General features: G+C 68.5%; 17 protein-coding genes. 11 read left to right on the top strand and 6 right to left on the bottom strand.

The window, feature by feature from the left end; translation table 11 throughout:
• Positions 1–6: 6 nt before the first annotated feature.
• The 4 genes from FA743_RS00375 to FA743_RS00385 form a co-directional block, all read right to left on the bottom strand.
• Positions 7–249, bottom strand: a complete 243-nt coding sequence (locus FA743_RS00375; RefSeq protein WP_136883910.1) for a hypothetical protein — start codon at positions 247–249, stop codon at positions 7–9.
• Between the two features lie 127 nt (positions 250–376).
• Complete coding sequence (locus FA743_RS00380; protein WP_136883911.1) at positions 377–796, bottom strand: hypothetical protein; 420 nt, start codon at positions 794–796, stop codon at positions 377–379.
• Between the two features lie 87 nt (positions 797–883).
• Positions 884–1,036 (bottom strand): hypothetical protein, encoded by a 153-nt coding sequence (locus FA743_RS20190; protein ID WP_169308721.1) that lies wholly within the window; start codon positions 1,034–1,036, stop codon positions 884–886.
• Between the two features lie 205 nt (positions 1,037–1,241).
• Complete coding sequence (locus FA743_RS00385; RefSeq protein ID WP_136883912.1) at positions 1,242–2,774, bottom strand: acyl-CoA carboxylase subunit beta; 1,533 nt, start codon at positions 2,772–2,774, stop codon at positions 1,242–1,244.
• 173 nt (positions 2,775–2,947) lie between these two features.
• Between FA743_RS00385 and alr the strand changes: the two genes are divergently transcribed.
• From alr to FA743_RS00415, 6 genes are all read left to right on the top strand, one after another.
• Complete coding sequence (gene alr / locus FA743_RS00390) at positions 2,948–3,964, top strand: alanine racemase (RefSeq protein WP_136883913.1); 1,017 nt, start codon at positions 2,948–2,950, stop codon at positions 3,962–3,964.
• Entirely contained in the window at positions 3,961–4,725 is a 765-nt protein-coding gene (locus tag FA743_RS00395; protein ID WP_136883914.1) for an MlaE family ABC transporter permease, read from the top strand. Before alr ends, FA743_RS00395 begins: the two co-directional genes overlap by 4 nt.
• A complete protein-coding gene (locus FA743_RS00400) occupies positions 4,722–5,456 on the top strand; it encodes an ABC transporter ATP-binding protein (RefSeq protein WP_136883915.1) in 735 nt (244 codons plus the stop codon). Before FA743_RS00395 ends, FA743_RS00400 begins: the two co-directional genes overlap by 4 nt.
• Before the next feature lie 132 nt (positions 5,457–5,588).
• Positions 5,589–6,665, top strand: coding sequence for a PhoH family protein (locus FA743_RS00405; protein ID WP_135312483.1), 1,077 nt, complete (start codon positions 5,589–5,591; stop codon positions 6,663–6,665).
• Positions 6,658–7,155, top strand: coding sequence for an rRNA maturation RNase YbeY (ybeY, locus tag FA743_RS00410; RefSeq protein WP_136883916.1), 498 nt, complete (start codon positions 6,658–6,660; stop codon positions 7,153–7,155). The genes FA743_RS00405 and ybeY overlap by 8 nt, the downstream gene beginning before the upstream one ends.
• On the top strand, positions 7,152–8,075 hold the full coding sequence (locus tag FA743_RS00415; RefSeq protein ID WP_136883917.1) for a CBS domain-containing protein: 924 nt from the start codon (positions 7,152–7,154) through the stop codon (positions 8,073–8,075). The genes ybeY and FA743_RS00415 overlap by 4 nt, the downstream gene beginning before the upstream one ends.
• 115 nt (positions 8,076–8,190) lie before the next feature.
• On the opposite strand, the gene FA743_RS00420 is transcribed toward FA743_RS00415, so the two are convergent.
• Both FA743_RS00420 and FA743_RS00425 read right to left on the bottom strand, forming a co-directional pair.
• A complete protein-coding gene (locus tag FA743_RS00420) occupies positions 8,191–9,135 on the bottom strand; it encodes an alpha/beta fold hydrolase (RefSeq protein ID WP_136883918.1) in 945 nt (314 codons plus the stop codon).
• 4 nt (positions 9,136–9,139) lie between these two features.
• Complete coding sequence (locus FA743_RS00425; protein WP_136883919.1) at positions 9,140–9,424, bottom strand: SCP2 sterol-binding domain-containing protein; 285 nt, start codon at positions 9,422–9,424, stop codon at positions 9,140–9,142.
• Positions 9,425–9,554: 130 nt separating this feature from the next.
• Between FA743_RS00425 and FA743_RS00430 the strand changes: the two genes are divergently transcribed.
• The 5 genes from FA743_RS00430 (at position 9,555) to FA743_RS00450 (ending at position 14,682) form a co-directional block, all read left to right on the top strand.
• Entirely contained in the window at positions 9,555–10,067 is a 513-nt protein-coding gene (locus tag FA743_RS00430; protein ID WP_169308722.1) for a tetratricopeptide repeat protein, read from the top strand.
• 9 nt (positions 10,068–10,076) lie between these two features.
• On the top strand, positions 10,077–13,151 hold the full coding sequence (locus tag FA743_RS00435; RefSeq protein ID WP_136884390.1) for a helicase-related protein: 3,075 nt from the start codon (positions 10,077–10,079) through the stop codon (positions 13,149–13,151).
• 1 nt (position 13,152) lies between these two features.
• The gene (locus tag FA743_RS00440) at positions 13,153–13,446 is read left to right on the top strand and encodes an RNA-binding S4 domain-containing protein (RefSeq protein WP_136883921.1); all 294 of its coding nucleotides are present in this window, start codon (positions 13,153–13,155) and stop codon (positions 13,444–13,446) included.
• A 72-nt stretch (positions 13,447–13,518) separates the two neighbouring features.
• Positions 13,519–13,857: a ferredoxin FdxA gene (gene fdxA, locus FA743_RS00445; protein ID WP_135312490.1), complete on the top strand. Its 339-nt coding sequence runs from the start codon at positions 13,519–13,521 to the stop codon at positions 13,855–13,857.
• 312 nt (positions 13,858–14,169) lie between these two features.
• A complete protein-coding gene (locus FA743_RS00450; protein ID WP_136883922.1) occupies positions 14,170–14,682 on the top strand; it encodes a CarD family transcriptional regulator in 513 nt (170 codons plus the stop codon).
• Positions 14,683–14,723: the final 41 nt, after the last annotated feature.

Genomic DNA, 14,723 nt, shown 5'->3' on the forward strand with positions numbered 1-14,723 from the left:
AGTGGATCAGTAGCGGCGCTGGCAGACGCCGGCGTCGTCGCAGAGCGCGCCGCCGACGGCACCGATGGCCGCACCGGTGGCGATATCCTCGTCCAGCGCGCGGGCGATGACCGCACCCGCCACGGCGCCGCCGGCAGCGCGCTGCGCGTCCGGGGTGATGCCGCCGCCCTGATAGCCGGGGGCGCAGGCGGACAGACCGGCCGCGACCAGAGCCAGACCGGCAAGACGAAGAGTGAAGATCTTTTGCATGAAATGAAGCCTGTCGTGTTGGGCCCCCTGGGGGCCGGTTGTAGGTCGATACCCGTTATCGCACAGCCGCGCCCCGCGTCAAACTGACATGCGTGTGACTTCAAGGGGTTCAGCATCAACCTGCGCATCAGCGGGCGTCATCCCCGTCATCGTCGTCGTCCCAGCCATCCGCGTCGTCCCAATCGAAGGCGGGGGGCGCGTCCTGGACGAACAGCTCGGGGAAGCCCGCCTCGGCGGCGGCCATGTCGACCTGCAGCAGCTGGTCGTAATCGGCGGGATCGAACTCGCCCACGGCCCGCACCTCGCGCCCGATCAGCCAGGACAGGCGCCCGGCATCCAGGTTGCCGCGGGGAAAGGGCTCGTCGCCGAACTTGGCGATCAGGGCGGACAGGAAGCCCGCATCGGCGCGCTTGTCGGCGGGCCGGCGGTCCTTGAACCGCTCGCGCTTGGTGATGGGCGTGGCGCCCTTCTTGCGGTTCTCGCGCCGGATGGTGAACTGGAAATCTGTGCCGGGCAGACGCCCGGGAAAGCCGCGATGCTTCAGCATGGCTGGGCCCCTTTGCTGGGGCGCAGGGGGCCTGTCGCCGCGCACGGGCGGGCAGGCCGCCCGCGCGCAAGGATGTGGATACGGGTGTTAGCCGAACTTGCCGCTATAGACCGGTTCGGTCGTGACGGGGTTGACCACCGGGGCGGGCGCGGTGGGCACATAGACGTCGGCGGGCTGCTGACGCTGGCAGGCGGCAAAGGCCGAGACCAGCACGAAGCCCAGAACGATCTTCTTCGACATGGATGAATGCTCCTGTGATGCGGGCGGCGGTGCGCCCGTCTGCTCGAGTTATGGACGGCTTGTTGGACAGCCGACCTGACCCGCATGATAGCCAAGCGACCGGCCCGCAGACAGGGACCGGACAGGTCCGCCGCCACAGCGCCGCGCGGCTGTGGCCCCGCTGCATCATTCACGACCTTGTGCATCCCGCGCCCCGCCTGCGTCATCACAACGGAATGTTGTCGTGTTTTTTCCACGGGTTCGTCAGCTGCTTGCCGCGCAGCGAGGCGAAGGCCCGGGCCACCCGCTTGCGCGTGGAGCGCGGCTGGATCACCTCGTCGATGAAGCCCTTTTCCGCGGCCACGAAGGGATTGGCGAAGCGGTCCTCGTAGTCCTTGGTGCGCGCGGCGATCTTGTCGGGATCGCCCAGCTCGCTGCGATAGAGGATCTCGACCGCGCCCTTGGCACCCATCACGGCGATCTCGGCGGTGGGCCAGGCATAGTTGAAATCGCCGCGCAGATGCTTGGACGCCATCACGTCATAGGCCCCGCCATAGGCCTTGCGGGTGATCACCGTGACCTTGGGCACCGTCGCCTCGCCATAGGCGAAGAGCAGTTTCGCGCCGTGCTTGATGACGCCGCCATATTCCTGCCCCGTGCCGGGCAGGAAGCCCGGAACGTCGACCAGCGTCAGGATCGGGATCTCGAACGCGTCGCAGAAGCGCACGAAGCGCGCCGCCTTGCGCGAGCTGTCGATGTCCAGGCAGCCCGCCAGCACCATCGGCTGGTTGGCCACGACGCCGACCGTCTGCCCCTCGATCCGAATGAAGCCGATGATGATGTTGCCCGCGAAATCCTTCTGGATCTCGTAGAAATCGCCCTCGTCCGCGATCTTGGCGATCAGCTCGGTCATGTCGTAGGGCTGGTTCAGGTTGTCGGGGATCAGCGTGTCCAGGCTGGGCTCGATCCGCGCCGGATCGTCGAAGAAGGGCCGCACCGGCGCCTTCTCGCGGTTGTTCAGGGGCAGGAAATCGAACAGGCGGCGGATCTCGGACAGCGCCTCCACATCGTCCTGGAAGGCGCCGTCGGCGACCGAAGATTTCTTGGTATGCGTGCCGGCGCCGCCCAGCTGCTCGGCGGTGACGACCTCGTTGGTGACGGTCTTGACCACGTCGGGGCCGGTCACGAACATGTAGGAGGTGTCGCGCACCATGTAGATGAAGTCGGTCATGGCCGGCGAATAGACCGCGCCGCCCGCGCAGGGGCCCATGATGACGCTGATCTGCGGGATCACGCCCGAGGCCATGATGTTGCGCTGGAACACGTCGGCATAGCCCGCAAGGCTGGCCACGCCCTCCTGGATGCGGGCGCCGCCCGAATCGTTGATGCCGATCACCGGGGCGCCGTTCTGCATCGCCATGTCCATGATCTTGCAGATCTTCTGGGCATGGGTTTCGGACAGGCTGCCGCCGAAGACGGTGAAGTCCTGGCTGAAGACATAGACCATGCGCCCATTGATCGTGCCCCAGCCCGTCACCACCCCGTCGCCATAGGGACGGTCGGATTCCATCCCGAAATCCGTGCTGCGATGGGCGACGAACATGTCGAATTCCTCGAAGCTGTCCTCGTCCAGCAGCAGCTCGACCCGCTCGCGGGCGGTCAGCTTGCCGCGGGCGTGCTGGGCGTCGATGCGGCGCTGGCCGCCGCCAAGCCGGGCTTCGGCGCGGCGCCGTTCCAGTTCCTGCAGAATGTCCTTCATGGCGGGCCTCCCTCGATCACAGCGCAGGCTAGCGGGTGGCGCGGGCCGCGCAAAGGAAAATCGGGGGAATTTGCAAACAAGACAGCGGATTGGATCAGCAAACTGAAAATCTGCAAACATGGCCTCGCGCGACGGGTCTTGACGCGGCACGGCCGCAGAGGCAATCGAGGGCCATGGGATTGCAGATCGACCTCGCGGCCATCCTGGCCAATCACGCCGCACTGGCCGCCCGGGCGCCCGGTTCCCGCGCCGCCGCCGTGGTCAAGGCCGATGCCTATGGCCTGGGCGCCGACCGGGTCGCCCCGGCGCTCTATAAGGCTGGGGTGCGGGACTTCTTCGTGGCCTTGGCGCGCGAGGGGCGGGCGATCCGGCCCCTGCTGCCGCCCGATGCGCGCATCAACATCCTGTCCGGCCATATGGCGGGCGAGGATCTGACCGGCCTGACCCCGGTCCTGAACAGCCCCGCGCAGTTCTTCCGCGACCGTGTCCTGCGTCCGGGCAAGCCCTTCGCCATCCAGCTGGACAGCGGCATGAACCGGCTTGGCATGGAGGCCGCCGAATGGTCTGCCATCCGCGCCGAGGCACTGGCCGCGCGTCCCGAGTTCATCATGTCGCATCTGGCCTGCGCGGACGAACCCGACCACCCCGCCAATGCCGCGCAGCTGGCCGCCTTCCGCGCCATGACCGAGGGCTGCGACGTGCCGCGGTCGCTGGCCGCGACCGGGGGCATCCTGCTGGGGCCGGACTATCACTTCGACATGGTGCGGCCCGGGGTGGGCCTCTATGGCGGGATGCCCTTTGCCGAGGCGCGGCCCGTGGTCACGCTGTCGCTGCGCGTGATCCAGACGCGGGCGGTCGCCGCGGGCGAGATGGTGGGCTATGGCGCCACCTGGCACGCCGCGCGCGACAGCTGCATCGCGACGGTCGATGCAGGCTATGCGGACGGGATCCTGCGGGCCCTGTCCTCCAGCGGCGCCCAGCTTTACGCGGGAAAGACGGCCTGTCCCATCGTCGGTCGGGTCTCGATGGACCTGATCACCGTGGACGTGACCGATCTGGCCGAGGTTCCCGACCGGCTGGCGCTGATCTGCCCGGCCCAGCCCATCGACCGGCTGGCCGATCTGGCCGGGACCATCGGCTACGAGGTGCTGACCTCGCTTGGCCTGCGCTACGCCCGGACCTGGGTGTGACCCCCCTCCGGGCGGTCGGCCGCCCCGCGCTGAGGGTGACGCGCGGCATCGGCGCGGTCGCACTCTTTGCCGCGCGCGGCCTCGTCGGGCTGCGCCCCTTCCCGGGCCGCGCGCTGCTGCACCAGATCATCCAGATCGGCTGGCTGTCCCTGCCGGTCGTCGGGCTGACCGCGCTCTTCACCGGGGCGGCGCTGGCGCTGCAGATTCATTCCGGCGGCGCCCGGTTCCAAGCCAGCGACGTCGTGCCCGCCATCGTGGCCATCGGCATGGTGCGCGAACTGGGGCCGGTGCTGGGGGGGCTGATGGTGGCGGCGCGCGTCGCCAGCTCCATCGCCGCCGAACTGGGCACCATGCGCGTCACCGAACAGATCGACGCGCTGGTGACGCTGTCCACCGATCCGGTCCGCTGGCTGGTGACGCCGCGCCTCTGGGCCGGGATCCTGTCCATGCCGGTGCTGGTCGCGGTGGGCGACATCATCGGGATCATGGGCGGCTGGCTGGTGGGGACCGGATCGCTCGGCTTTTCCTCGGCCACCTACATCAGCGGCAGCTGGTCCTATCTGGAGCCCTGGGACGTCACTTCGGGACTGATCAAAGGCGCGGTCTTCGGACTGGTCGTGACGCTGTCGGGCTGCTGGTTCGGGATGCGCTCGGGGCGCGGCGCGGCGGGCGTGGGACGCGCCACGACCTCGGCCGTGGTCGCGGCCGCCGTGGGGATCCTGGCCGCGAACTTCATCCTGACGGGGCTGTTCTTCGAATGATCGAGATCCGGGGCCTGCAGAAATCCTTCGGCGCCGCGCGCGTGTTGGACGGAGTGGACCTGACACTGGGGCAGGGCGAAAGCCTCTGCGTCATCGGGCAGTCGGGCACCGGCAAGTCGGTGCTGCTGAAATGCATCCTGGGGCTAGAGGCGCCCGAGGCGGGCCGCATCCTGTGGCAGGGCCAGCCTTTGGACCGGGCCGCGCGGGCGCGCTTCCTGGCGGGCTTCGGGATGCTGTTTCAGGGGGCGGCGCTGTTCGACAGCCTGTCGGTCTGGCAGAACGTCGCGTTCCGCCTGCGCCAGCGCATGTCCGACGACCGCGCCCGGGGCATCGCGCTGGACAAGCTGGCCCGCGTGGGCCTGGGCCCCGAGACCGCCGACCTGATGCCCGCCGAGCTGTCGGGCGGCATGGCCAAGCGGGCGGGCCTCGCCCGGGCCATCGCCGACGATCCCAAGGTGATCTTCTTCGACGAGCCGACCACCGGGCTGGACCCGATCCGCGCCCGCGCCATCGACGCGCTGATCCGCGGCATCGTGACCGAGACGGGCGCCACGGCGCTGACCATCACCCATGACATGGCCTCGGTCGGGCTGATCGGCGACCGGGTGGCGCTGCTGCAGGGCGGGCGGATCGCCCATGACGGGCCGGTGGCCGGGATGGACGCGGCCCCCGCGCTGGCCGCTTTCCTGGGCAGATCCCCGGCGCCTCGGGCCGGTTTTGCCGCGCCGTGATGCAACTTTTGCGCCATGGCCCGTGTTTTGCCACGTTCTGCGGCAATTCATCGCCGGATGCGGGTCGCGCGACCTTGTGCGAATCCCGCAGGCTTGCCACCTTGAGATCACACGCCTGAACAGGAGAGACATTTGGGCCTGACCCCGACGCCACCCGTCACCGCACCCACGGCCGAAACCCTTCTGGAATTTCCCGACAACCGATTGCTGATCGACCTCTGCGGGGCCAATGACCGCCATCTGGCCCGCATCGAGGAGGCGCTTGGCGTCCATATCCTGCGCCGCGGCAACCAGATCGCCGTCGTCGGCGGCCCCGAGGCGCAGTCCGAGGCCGCGACCCTGCTGCGCGGTCTGTACGCCCGGCTGGAGCAGCACCGCCCCGTCAGCCTGGCCGAGGTCGAGGCCGCCCTGCGCATGGGCGTCGAGCCCGCCGCCGAAGTGACTCCGGCCGAGCAGATGGAGATGTTCGCGCAGGGCAATTACGAGCTGCGCACCCGCAAGAAATCGGTCGAGCCGCGCACCGAGGCGCAGAAGGCCTATGTCCGCGCGCTGTTCCAGAACGAGCTGGCCTTCGGCATCGGGCCGGCGGGCACCGGCAAGACCTATCTGGCGGTCGCCGTGGGCGTGACCATGCTGATCGGCGGCCATGTCGACAAGATCATCCTGTCCCGCCCCGCCGTCGAGGCGGGCGAGCGCTTGGGCTTCCTGCCCGGGGACATGAAGGAGAAGGTCGATCCCTACATGCAGCCGCTCTATGACGCGCTGAACGACTTCCTGCCCGGCAAGCAGATGCAGAAGCTGATGGAGGAGAAGCGCATCGAGATCGCGCCGCTGGCCTTCATGCGGGGCCGCACGCTGAGCCGCGCCTTCGTGGTGCTGGACGAGGCGCAGAACGCCAGCTCCATGCAGATGAAGATGTTCCTGACGCGCTTGGGCGAGGGGTCGCGGATGGTCATCACCGGCGACCGCACCCAGATCGACCTGCCGCGCGGCATGCAGTCCGGCCTGATCGACGCCGAAAAGGTCCTGAAGGACGTGAAAGGCATCAGCTTCAGCTATTTCACCGCCGATGATGTCGTGCGCCATCCGCTTGTCGCGCGGATCATCAAGGCGTATGACGCCGAGGAAATCGCGGCCCATGCCCGCGGCGAAACCGAGGAGATGCGCGGGCAATATGTCCCGCGCCGGATGATGCGGAACGATGCCTGACGAGATCACTGCCGATTGCGTCATCGAGGATGACCGATGGGAGGCCGCCGGTCTGGACGACCTGGCGGCCAAAGCGGTCGAGGCGGCGCTGTCATGGCACCGCATCGGCGGCGAGGTGGTGGTCATGGGCTGCGACGATGCCCGCATCGCCAGCCTGAACGCCGATTTCCGGGGCAAGCCGCGCGCCACGAACGTGCTGTCCTGGCCCTCGGTCGAGCATCTGCCGCACCCGCCGGGCGAGGCGCCCGAGATCCCCGACGAGGATGAGCTGGGCGACATCGCCATCGCCTACGAGACCTGCGCCGCCGAGGCGCAGGCGCAGGGCAAGCCCTTCGACCATCACGTCCTGCATCTGCTGGTCCACGCGACCCTGCATCTGCTGGGCTATGACCACGACACCGACCCCGACGCCGAACGCATGGAAACGACGGAGCGCGCGATCCTCGCCCGTCTGGACGTGCCCGATCCCTATGGAGAAACCGCCCGATGACGTCCGACACCCGATTATCCGAGCAGCCCGCGCAGGACCTGTCCCCCGTTCCCGATCGTGACCGGGCCGACGAGGCCGAGCAGGAGCCGGCCAGTCCCCGCGGCTTCTTCGGGCGGGTGATCGACGCCCTGAAGGGCGGCGATTCCTCTGAAACCGAGGGCGACGAGGGCGAGCATCACGCCGCAGGCCGCCCCGGGTTGGTGAACCTGCGCCGGATGCGGGTCGATGACGTGGCGATCCCCAAGGTCGAGATCATCGCGGCGCCGCTGAACATCACCCTGGACGATCTGGTGACGATGTTCCGCGAGCACGGGTTCACGCGCATCCCGGTGTTCCGGGGCACGCTGGACAGTCCTCTGGGGCTGATCCACCTCAAGGACCTGACGTTGAAGCACGGCTTCGGCGCGGGCGGCAAGTTCACCCTGCGCCCGATGCTGCGCCCGATGCTGTACGTGCCGCCCTCGATGCCCATCGGGGTGCTGCTGCAGCAGATGCAGCAGAAGCGCATCCACATGGCGCTGGTCATCGACGAATATGGCGGCGTGGACGGCCTGGTCACGATCGAGGACCTGATCGAGCAGGTCATCGGCGAGATCGAGGACGAGCATGACGAGGACGAGGGCGGGCTGTGGATCCACGAGAAGACCGGCCAATGGCTGATCCAGGCCCGCGCCGCCCTGTCGGATGTCGAGGCCGAGACCGGGCTGCGCCTGGTCGAGAACGAGGATGAGGAGGTCGACACGCTTGGCGGTCTGATCTTCATGCTGGCCGGGCGGGTGCCGCTGCGCGGCGAGGTCATCACCCATCCCTCGGGGGCGGAGTTCGAGGTGGTCGAGGCCGATCCCCGGCGGCTCAAGCGCATCCGCTTGCGGATGACGAACGTCGCCACCCCGTCCGAGCGGTCGAGGGCCGACGCCTGAGGGCTGTGCCTTCTGCCCGAGGGGGCAGGGGGGCCGTCTGCCCCCCGCCGCCTGCGGCGTCTCCCCCCGAGGATATTTCGGGACCGTCGCAGGGGGCCGTCAGGGCGTGTGGGGCTCAGCCGGCGGCGAAGCGGGCCAGCATCGCGGCGTAGAAGGGCTCGCGCAGTTCGTCGGTTTCCATCAGGATCTCGTGGCGGGCCCCGGGGATGACCAGGAGGTCCGCATCCGGCCAGCGGGCGGCGCGGTCGCGGATGGCCTGGGGCGAGACGATGCGTTCGTCGCTGCCGAGCGAGACCAGCATCGGCAGATCGGGCGAGGGCAGGCGCGACAGGCGGGTGCATTCGTTCAGCGCCTTGCCGACCCAATCGAAGGTCGCGCCGCCGATGGTGAGGTCGGGCCAGGCCACGGCCTCGCGCACCAGCCGCGCCCATTCGTCGCCGTTGCGGGTGAGCAGGTTGGCGTTGAAGCTTTCGTCCAGCGGATAGGTGGTCGCGCCACCGCCACTGCGCGGCGCGGCCAACCCGCCGCGCCCCACGCGGCCCGCCAGATAGGCGATGCCGAGCGCCATGCCATGCTGCACGCGGCGCAGGTTGATCCCCCACATCGGCGCCGAGAAGACCGCGCTCTGCACCGGCAGCCCGGCCCCGAGCGCGGCCAGGCCAATGCAGCCGCCCATCGAATGGGCCAGCAGGTGCCAGGGGCGGGGCAGGTCCAGATGCTTGGCCGCGACGATCATCTCGATCACGTCGCGCTGGTAATCGGCAAAATCACCGATATGGCCCAAGCGGGGATCGGCCTGCAGGCGGTCGGACATGCCCTGCCCGCGCCAGTCGATCGACAGCACGTCATAGCCCTGGGCGGTCAGGCGATGCGCCACGGGGGCGTATTTCTCGACATATTCGGTGCGCCCGGGGAACAGCAGGACGCTGCCTTGCGGGTCGTCGCCCGGGGCCTGCCAATGGGCCAGCCGCAGGCGCAGATCGTCATCCGCCTGCGTCCAGTAGGCCCGGGCCGGGGCCGACCGGTCGTCGGGCAGTTGATGGAACGGCGCCTGCTGCATGGGATCAGGCCAGCTTCTGGCCCAGCTGCATCGCCACGCCCATCGAGCCGTCGACCTTCAGCTTGCCCATCATGAAGGCGGTGGCGGGGTTCACGTCGCCGTTCATGATTCCCTCGAAGGTCTCGCGGCTGGCGGTCAGGGTGACCTCGGCCTCCTCGTCGCCGGCGCGCACGCCGTTCTCGTCGATCATGATGGCGCCTTCGCCGGTGATGACGAATTTCGCCGTCGAATCGAAGCTGTCGATCTTGGTGGACAGCTGCTCGACGGCCTTGGTCACGACTTCGCTCATTTCACGTCTCCTGATGCGCTTTGGCTGGCGCCCGACCTGCGGGCTGGGTTACACCGGAGCTATGACCCCGGTCCGCCATGTTTTCCATAATGCCGTCGCGGCACTGCGTCACCCGGTTCTGACGATTTTGATGGGCTTTGCAAGCCTGTTGCCCCTGCCGGCCGGGGCCGATCCGCTGGACGACGCCTTCGCGCAGCTGGCCGAGCCTTCGGGCGAGGGCTGGCGCATCGCGGAAAGCGACATCCTGAGGGACTGGTCGCGGTCGGGCTCGGCCGCGATGGACCTGCTGCTGCAGCGCGGCGAGGCGGCGCTGGACAGGGGCGATCTGCCGACGGCCATCGGACATCTGAGCGCGCTGACCGACCATGCCCCCGACTTCGCCGCGGGCTTCCAGGCCCGGGCGGCGGCGCTGGCCATGTCCGGGCAGTTCGGCCCCGCTTTGTCCGACCTGCAACGCACGCTGGTGCTGGAGCCGCGCCATTTCGCCGCGCTGACCCAGCTGGGCGCCATGCTGGAGGAAATGGGTGATCCGGACCGGGCGCTGGACGCCTATCGGGCCAGCCTGGCGATCCATCCCCACCAGCAGGAGGCGATCGATGCGGTGGCCCGTCTGGAAAGACAGCGCCTTGGGACCGATATCTAGATCATGAACATCTCGTCGCGCGGGCGCATCACCGCCATCCTGGGTCCGACCAACACGGGCAAGACCCACCATGCCATCGAACGGATGCTGGGGCATCGCTCGGGCGTCATCGGCCTGCCGCTGCGCCTTCTGGCGCGCGAGGTCTATGACCGGATCGTGAAGGCGCGCGGCCCCTCGGTCGTGGCACTGGTCACGGGCGAGGAGCGGATCGTGCCGCCCCGCGTGCAGTATTGGGTGGCCACGACCGAGGCCATGCCCGACATCGCGACCGATTTCGTGGCCATCGACGAGATCCAGCTTTGTGCCGATCCCGGTCGCGGCCATGTCTTCACCGACCGGCTGCTGCATATGCGCGGCACGGTCGAGACGCTGTTCCTGGGCAGCGACACGATGCGCAAGGCCATTGCCGCGCTGGTCCCCGAGACGCAGTTCATCCGGCGCGAGCGGTTCTCCAAGCTGAACTGGGCCGGGTCGAAGAAGCTGTCGCGGATGCCCGCCCGCAGCGCCATCGTGGGCTTCAGCGTCGACGACGTCTATGCCATGGCCGAGCTGCTGCGCCGCCAGAAGGGCGGCTGCGCGGTCGTGATGGGTGCGCTGAGCCCCCGCACCCGCAACGCCCAGGTCGAGATGTACCAGAATGGCGAGGTGGATTACCTGGTCGCGACCGATGCCATCGGCATGGGCCTGAACTTGGACATCAAACATGTGGCCTTCAGTGCCACGCACAAGTTCGACGGGCGCCGGGTACGCTCGTTGTTTCCCCATGAGATGGGCCAGATCGCGGGCCGGGCGGGGCGTCATACCGAGCCCGGCACCTTCGGCGTCACCGGCGAGGCCGAGATCCTGGACGAGGGGCTGATCGACGCGCTGGAGAACCATCGCTTCGCCCCGATCCAGCGGCTGACCTGGCGCAACGGCGCGCTGGAATTCGGCACGATGGACCGGCTGATCGACAGTTTGGAAACCGGCCCCGCCCATGAACTGCTGTCGCGGGGCCGCGAGGCCGACGATCTCGCGACGCTGAAGATCCTGGGCGCCTTGCCCGAGATCCGCGACCGCGTGCAGGGCGGGCGGGATGTGCGGCTCTTGTGGGATGTGTGCCGCGTGCCCGACTTTCGCGGGATTTCGCAGATGGAACACGCAACCCTGCTGGCCCGAATCTTCGGCTTCCTGCAGGATGGCCATATCCCCGCCGACTGGCTGGGCCGCGCCATCACGCGCATCGACAAGGTGCAGGGCGATATCGACGCCCTGTCCAAACGGCTGGCCTATATCCGCACCTGGACCTATGTGGCGCAAAGAACGGGCTGGGTGGCGGACGAAAAGCATTGGCGCGAGGAAACGCGCGCTGTAGAAGACCGCCTGTCGGACGCGCTGCACGCGGCGCTGACGCAGAGATTTGTGGACCGGCGCACATCCGTGCTTCTGCGCCGGCTCAAGCAGAAGGAGAGCCTCGTGGCCGAAGTGAATGACAAGGGCGAAGTGACGGTCGAGGGCGAATTCGCCGGCCGTCTTGAGGGCTTCCGCTTCCGCCCCGACCAGACCGGATCGGCTGACGAGGCGCGGATGCTGTCGCGCGCCAGCTATGAGGCGCTCAAGCCCGAGTTCCACCTGCGGGCGGACCGGTTCTACAACGCGCCCGACACCGAGATGGACTATACCGAGCAGGGGGGCCTGATGTGGGGCACCCAGGCCGTGGGCAAGCTGGTCAAGGGGGCCGACCCCCTGCATCCCGGCGTCGAGGTCTTCGTCGACGAGGAGGCCGGCCCCGAGATCGCCGACAAGGTCCGCCGTCGCGCCCAGCATTTCATCGACCGCAAGATCGCCGCGCTGTTCGAGCCGCTGGTGACCCTGCAGAAGGACGAGGCGCTGACGGGTCTGGCGCGCGGCTTCGCCTTCCGGCTGGTCGAGGCTCTGGGCATCCTGCCCCGCGACGCCATCGCCACCGAGGTCAAGGAGCTGGATCAGGAGGCGCGCGGCGCGCTGCGCAAGCATGGCGTCCGCTTCGGCCAGTTCACGATCTTCCTGCCCGCGCTGCTCAAGCCCGCGCCGACGCGCCTGCGTCTGGTGCTGTGGTCGCTGCACGAGGGCCTGTCAGAATTTCCCGAAAGCCCGCCCCCCGGTCTGGTGACGATCCCGCATCTGGATGTGGTGCCCGATCAGGTCTATGCGCTGTCGGGCTATCGCCCGGCGGGCGAGCGGGCGATCCGCATCGACATGCTGGAACGTCTGGCGGACCTTTTGCGGGCGCAGGATACGCGCGGCGGCTTCGAGGCCAATCCCGACATGCTGTCGATCACCGGCATGACGCTGGAGCAGTTCTCGGGCCTGATGCAGGGTCTGGGCTATGCCGCCGAGCGCGGCGAGCGGCCCAAGGTCAAGGCCGCCGAGGCTCCGGTCGTGGCACCCGTGCCCGAGGGCGAGGCATCCGACGCGCCGATGACCGAAGAGGAATCGGTGCTGGCCGCCGAGACCCGGGCCAAGTGGGAGGCCGAGCAGGCCGAGAAGCGCCGCCTGGAAGCCGAGGCCGCTGCGGCGTCTGCCGAGGTGTCGGCCGAGACCGCCGAAGGTGAGGCTTCCGAGGCCGTTGCCGTCGAAAGCGAAGCGACCCCCGAGGCGACCGCGCCCGAGGAGGCTGTGCCCGAGATGGAAGTCTTCTACAGCTTCCGGTGGGCGCCCAAGCCGCGCGGCAATCGCCGTCCGCAGGGTGACCGGTCCCAAGGAGAGCGCGCCGAGGGCGAGCGTCCGCAGGGCCAGCGCCGCGGTCCCCGCCGTGACGGCCCGCGCGAGGGTCAGGCCAGGGAGGGCGCTGCACCCTCGGGCGCTGGACCCTCGGGAGACCGCCCGCGCGGCGACGCGCCGCAGGGCGAGCGGCGTGAGCGCAGCGGCGGGCCCGGGCAGGGCAAGCCGGGCGGCAAGTTCGCCGGCAAGACCGGGGGTGGCAAGCGCGATGGACGTGACGGCGGCGGCCGCGATGGCAAGCCCAGCCATCAGGGCCCCAAGACCTTCTCCTCGCGCCCCGAGAAGAAGGCCGATCCCGACAGCCCCTTCGCGATCCTGGCGCAGCTGAAGGACAAGGGCTGACTTGTCCGAAAAGGTCGACGGGCTGCGGCTGGACAAGTGGTTGTGCCATGCGCGGGTCTTCAAGACCCGCGGTCTGGCCGCGGCCCGGATCGAGGGCGGCGGCATCCGCGTGAACGGCCAGCCCTGCCGCAAGCCGGGGCGGGCCGTGCGCCCGGGCGACCGGCTGACCGTCTCGGCCCATGGCGACGTGCGGGCGATGACCGTGCTGGCCTTGGGCGAGCGGCGCGGGCCCCCCGCCGAGGCGCAGGCGCTCTATCGCGACGACAGCCCGCCCGAGGTCGGGGAGGGGTCCTGAACGGCGACGGGTTGATTGATCCGCGTGAAACGACTAGGTGACAGGCCGAAGTTCCAGACAAGAGCGCGCCCCATGACCTATGTCGTGACCGACAACTGCATCATGTGCAAATACACCGATTGCGTCGAGGTGTGCCCCGTGGACTGCTTCTACGAGGGCGAGAACACGCTGGTCATCCATCCGGACGAATGCATCGATTGCGGCGTCTGCGAGCCTGAATGCCCCGCCGATGCGATCCGCCCGGACACCGAGCCGGCGATGGAGACCTGGGTCGAGTTCAACCGCAAGTATTCCGAGCTTTGGCCGGTGATCACCCGCAAGAAGGACCCTCTGCCCACCGCCACCGAGATGGACGGACAGGACGGCAAGCTGGAGAAATATTTCTCGGAAGCGCCCGGCGAAGGCGACTGATTCGCGCAGGATTGGACGGCCGGGGGCAGGGGCGCCCGGTACGCCGTTGAAATTGCACGCTGTGCAGGTGATCGATCCTGGAAAGGCGGTGCCGAAGGCGACGCTTTTTTCCGTGTCATTTTTGTGTTATGATCTCTCATGTTGCGCAGTCGTCTGCGGGTCCGCGGATCTGCCCTGCTGCGCCTGAAGCCTGCCGCATTCCCGCTCTCTGCCGGGCGGGATGCGTGACCATGATCGAAAATGGACCGAGGGTGGCACTGCCCCCTGCGGCCCTTTGTGCCCGTCTTGCGGGCGCATGTCAGAGGAAGCCAGATGTCGAAAGCCAAGAAGAACGAATTCCGTCCCGATGATTTTGTCGTCTACCCGGCCCATGGGGTCGGTCGCATCGTGTCGATCGAGGAGCAGGAGGTCGCGGGCCTCCGGCTGGAAATGTTCGTGATCTCGTTCGACAAGGACAAGATGACCCTGCGCGTGCCGACCGCGCGGGCCTCGGAAATCGGGATGCGCAGCCTGTCGACCCCCGACCTGATCGATCGCGCCCTCGAGACGCTGAAGGGCAAGGCCCGCGTCAAGCGCGCGATGTGGTCGCGTCGGGCGCAGGAATACGAGCAGAAGATCCATTCCGGCGACCTGATGTCCATTGCCGAGGTCGTGCGCGACCTGCATCGCTGCGATGACCAGCGCGAGCAGTCCTATTCCGAGCGCCAGCTATACGAGGCCGCTCTGGACCGCCTGACCCGCGAAGTCGCCGCCGTCGGCGGTCTGGACGAGGGCGGGGCCCAGAAGCGCGTCGAAGAGGTCCTGCTGACCCGCGTCGCCGCCTGATCCTTCACCAACCGATCGGCATCAAAGGGCGCCCCCGGGGC

The sequence above is a fragment of the Paracoccus gahaiensis genome (genome assembly GCF_005048225.1).
GTDB classification, from domain to species: domain Bacteria; phylum Pseudomonadota; class Alphaproteobacteria; order Rhodobacterales; family Rhodobacteraceae; genus Paracoccus; species Paracoccus gahaiensis.

Excerpts from the sequence above, each read along its gene's own strand:
- FA743_RS00375 (WP_136883910.1), bottom strand. The coding sequence starts at position 249 with ATGCAAAAGATCTTCACTCTTCGTCTTGCCGGTCTGGCTCTGGTCGCG.
- FA743_RS00380 (WP_136883911.1), bottom strand. The coding sequence starts at position 796 with ATGCTGAAGCATCGCGGCTTTCCCGGGCGTCTGCCCGGCACAGATTTC.
- FA743_RS20190 (WP_169308721.1), bottom strand. The coding sequence starts at position 1,036 with ATGTCGAAGAAGATCGTTCTGGGCTTCGTGCTGGTCTCGGCCTTTGCC.
- FA743_RS00385 (WP_136883912.1), bottom strand. The coding sequence starts at position 2,774 with ATGAAGGACATTCTGCAGGAACTGGAACGGCGCCGCGCCGAAGCCCGG.
- alr (WP_136883913.1), top strand. The coding sequence starts at position 2,948 with ATGGGATTGCAGATCGACCTCGCGGCCATCCTGGCCAATCACGCCGCA.
- FA743_RS00400 (WP_136883915.1), top strand. The coding sequence starts at position 4,722 with ATGATCGAGATCCGGGGCCTGCAGAAATCCTTCGGCGCCGCGCGCGTG.
- ybeY (WP_136883916.1), top strand. The coding sequence starts at position 6,658 with ATGCCTGACGAGATCACTGCCGATTGCGTCATCGAGGATGACCGATGG.
- FA743_RS00415 (WP_136883917.1), top strand. The coding sequence starts at position 7,152 with ATGACGTCCGACACCCGATTATCCGAGCAGCCCGCGCAGGACCTGTCC.
- FA743_RS00420 (WP_136883918.1), bottom strand. The coding sequence starts at position 9,135 with ATGCAGCAGGCGCCGTTCCATCAACTGCCCGACGACCGGTCGGCCCCG.
- FA743_RS00425 (WP_136883919.1), bottom strand. The coding sequence starts at position 9,424 with ATGAGCGAAGTCGTGACCAAGGCCGTCGAGCAGCTGTCCACCAAGATC.
- FA743_RS00430 (WP_169308722.1), top strand. The coding sequence starts at position 9,555 with ATGGGCTTTGCAAGCCTGTTGCCCCTGCCGGCCGGGGCCGATCCGCTG.
- fdxA (WP_135312490.1), top strand. The coding sequence starts at position 13,519 with ATGACCTATGTCGTGACCGACAACTGCATCATGTGCAAATACACCGAT.
- FA743_RS00450 (WP_136883922.1), top strand. The coding sequence starts at position 14,170 with ATGTCGAAAGCCAAGAAGAACGAATTCCGTCCCGATGATTTTGTCGTC.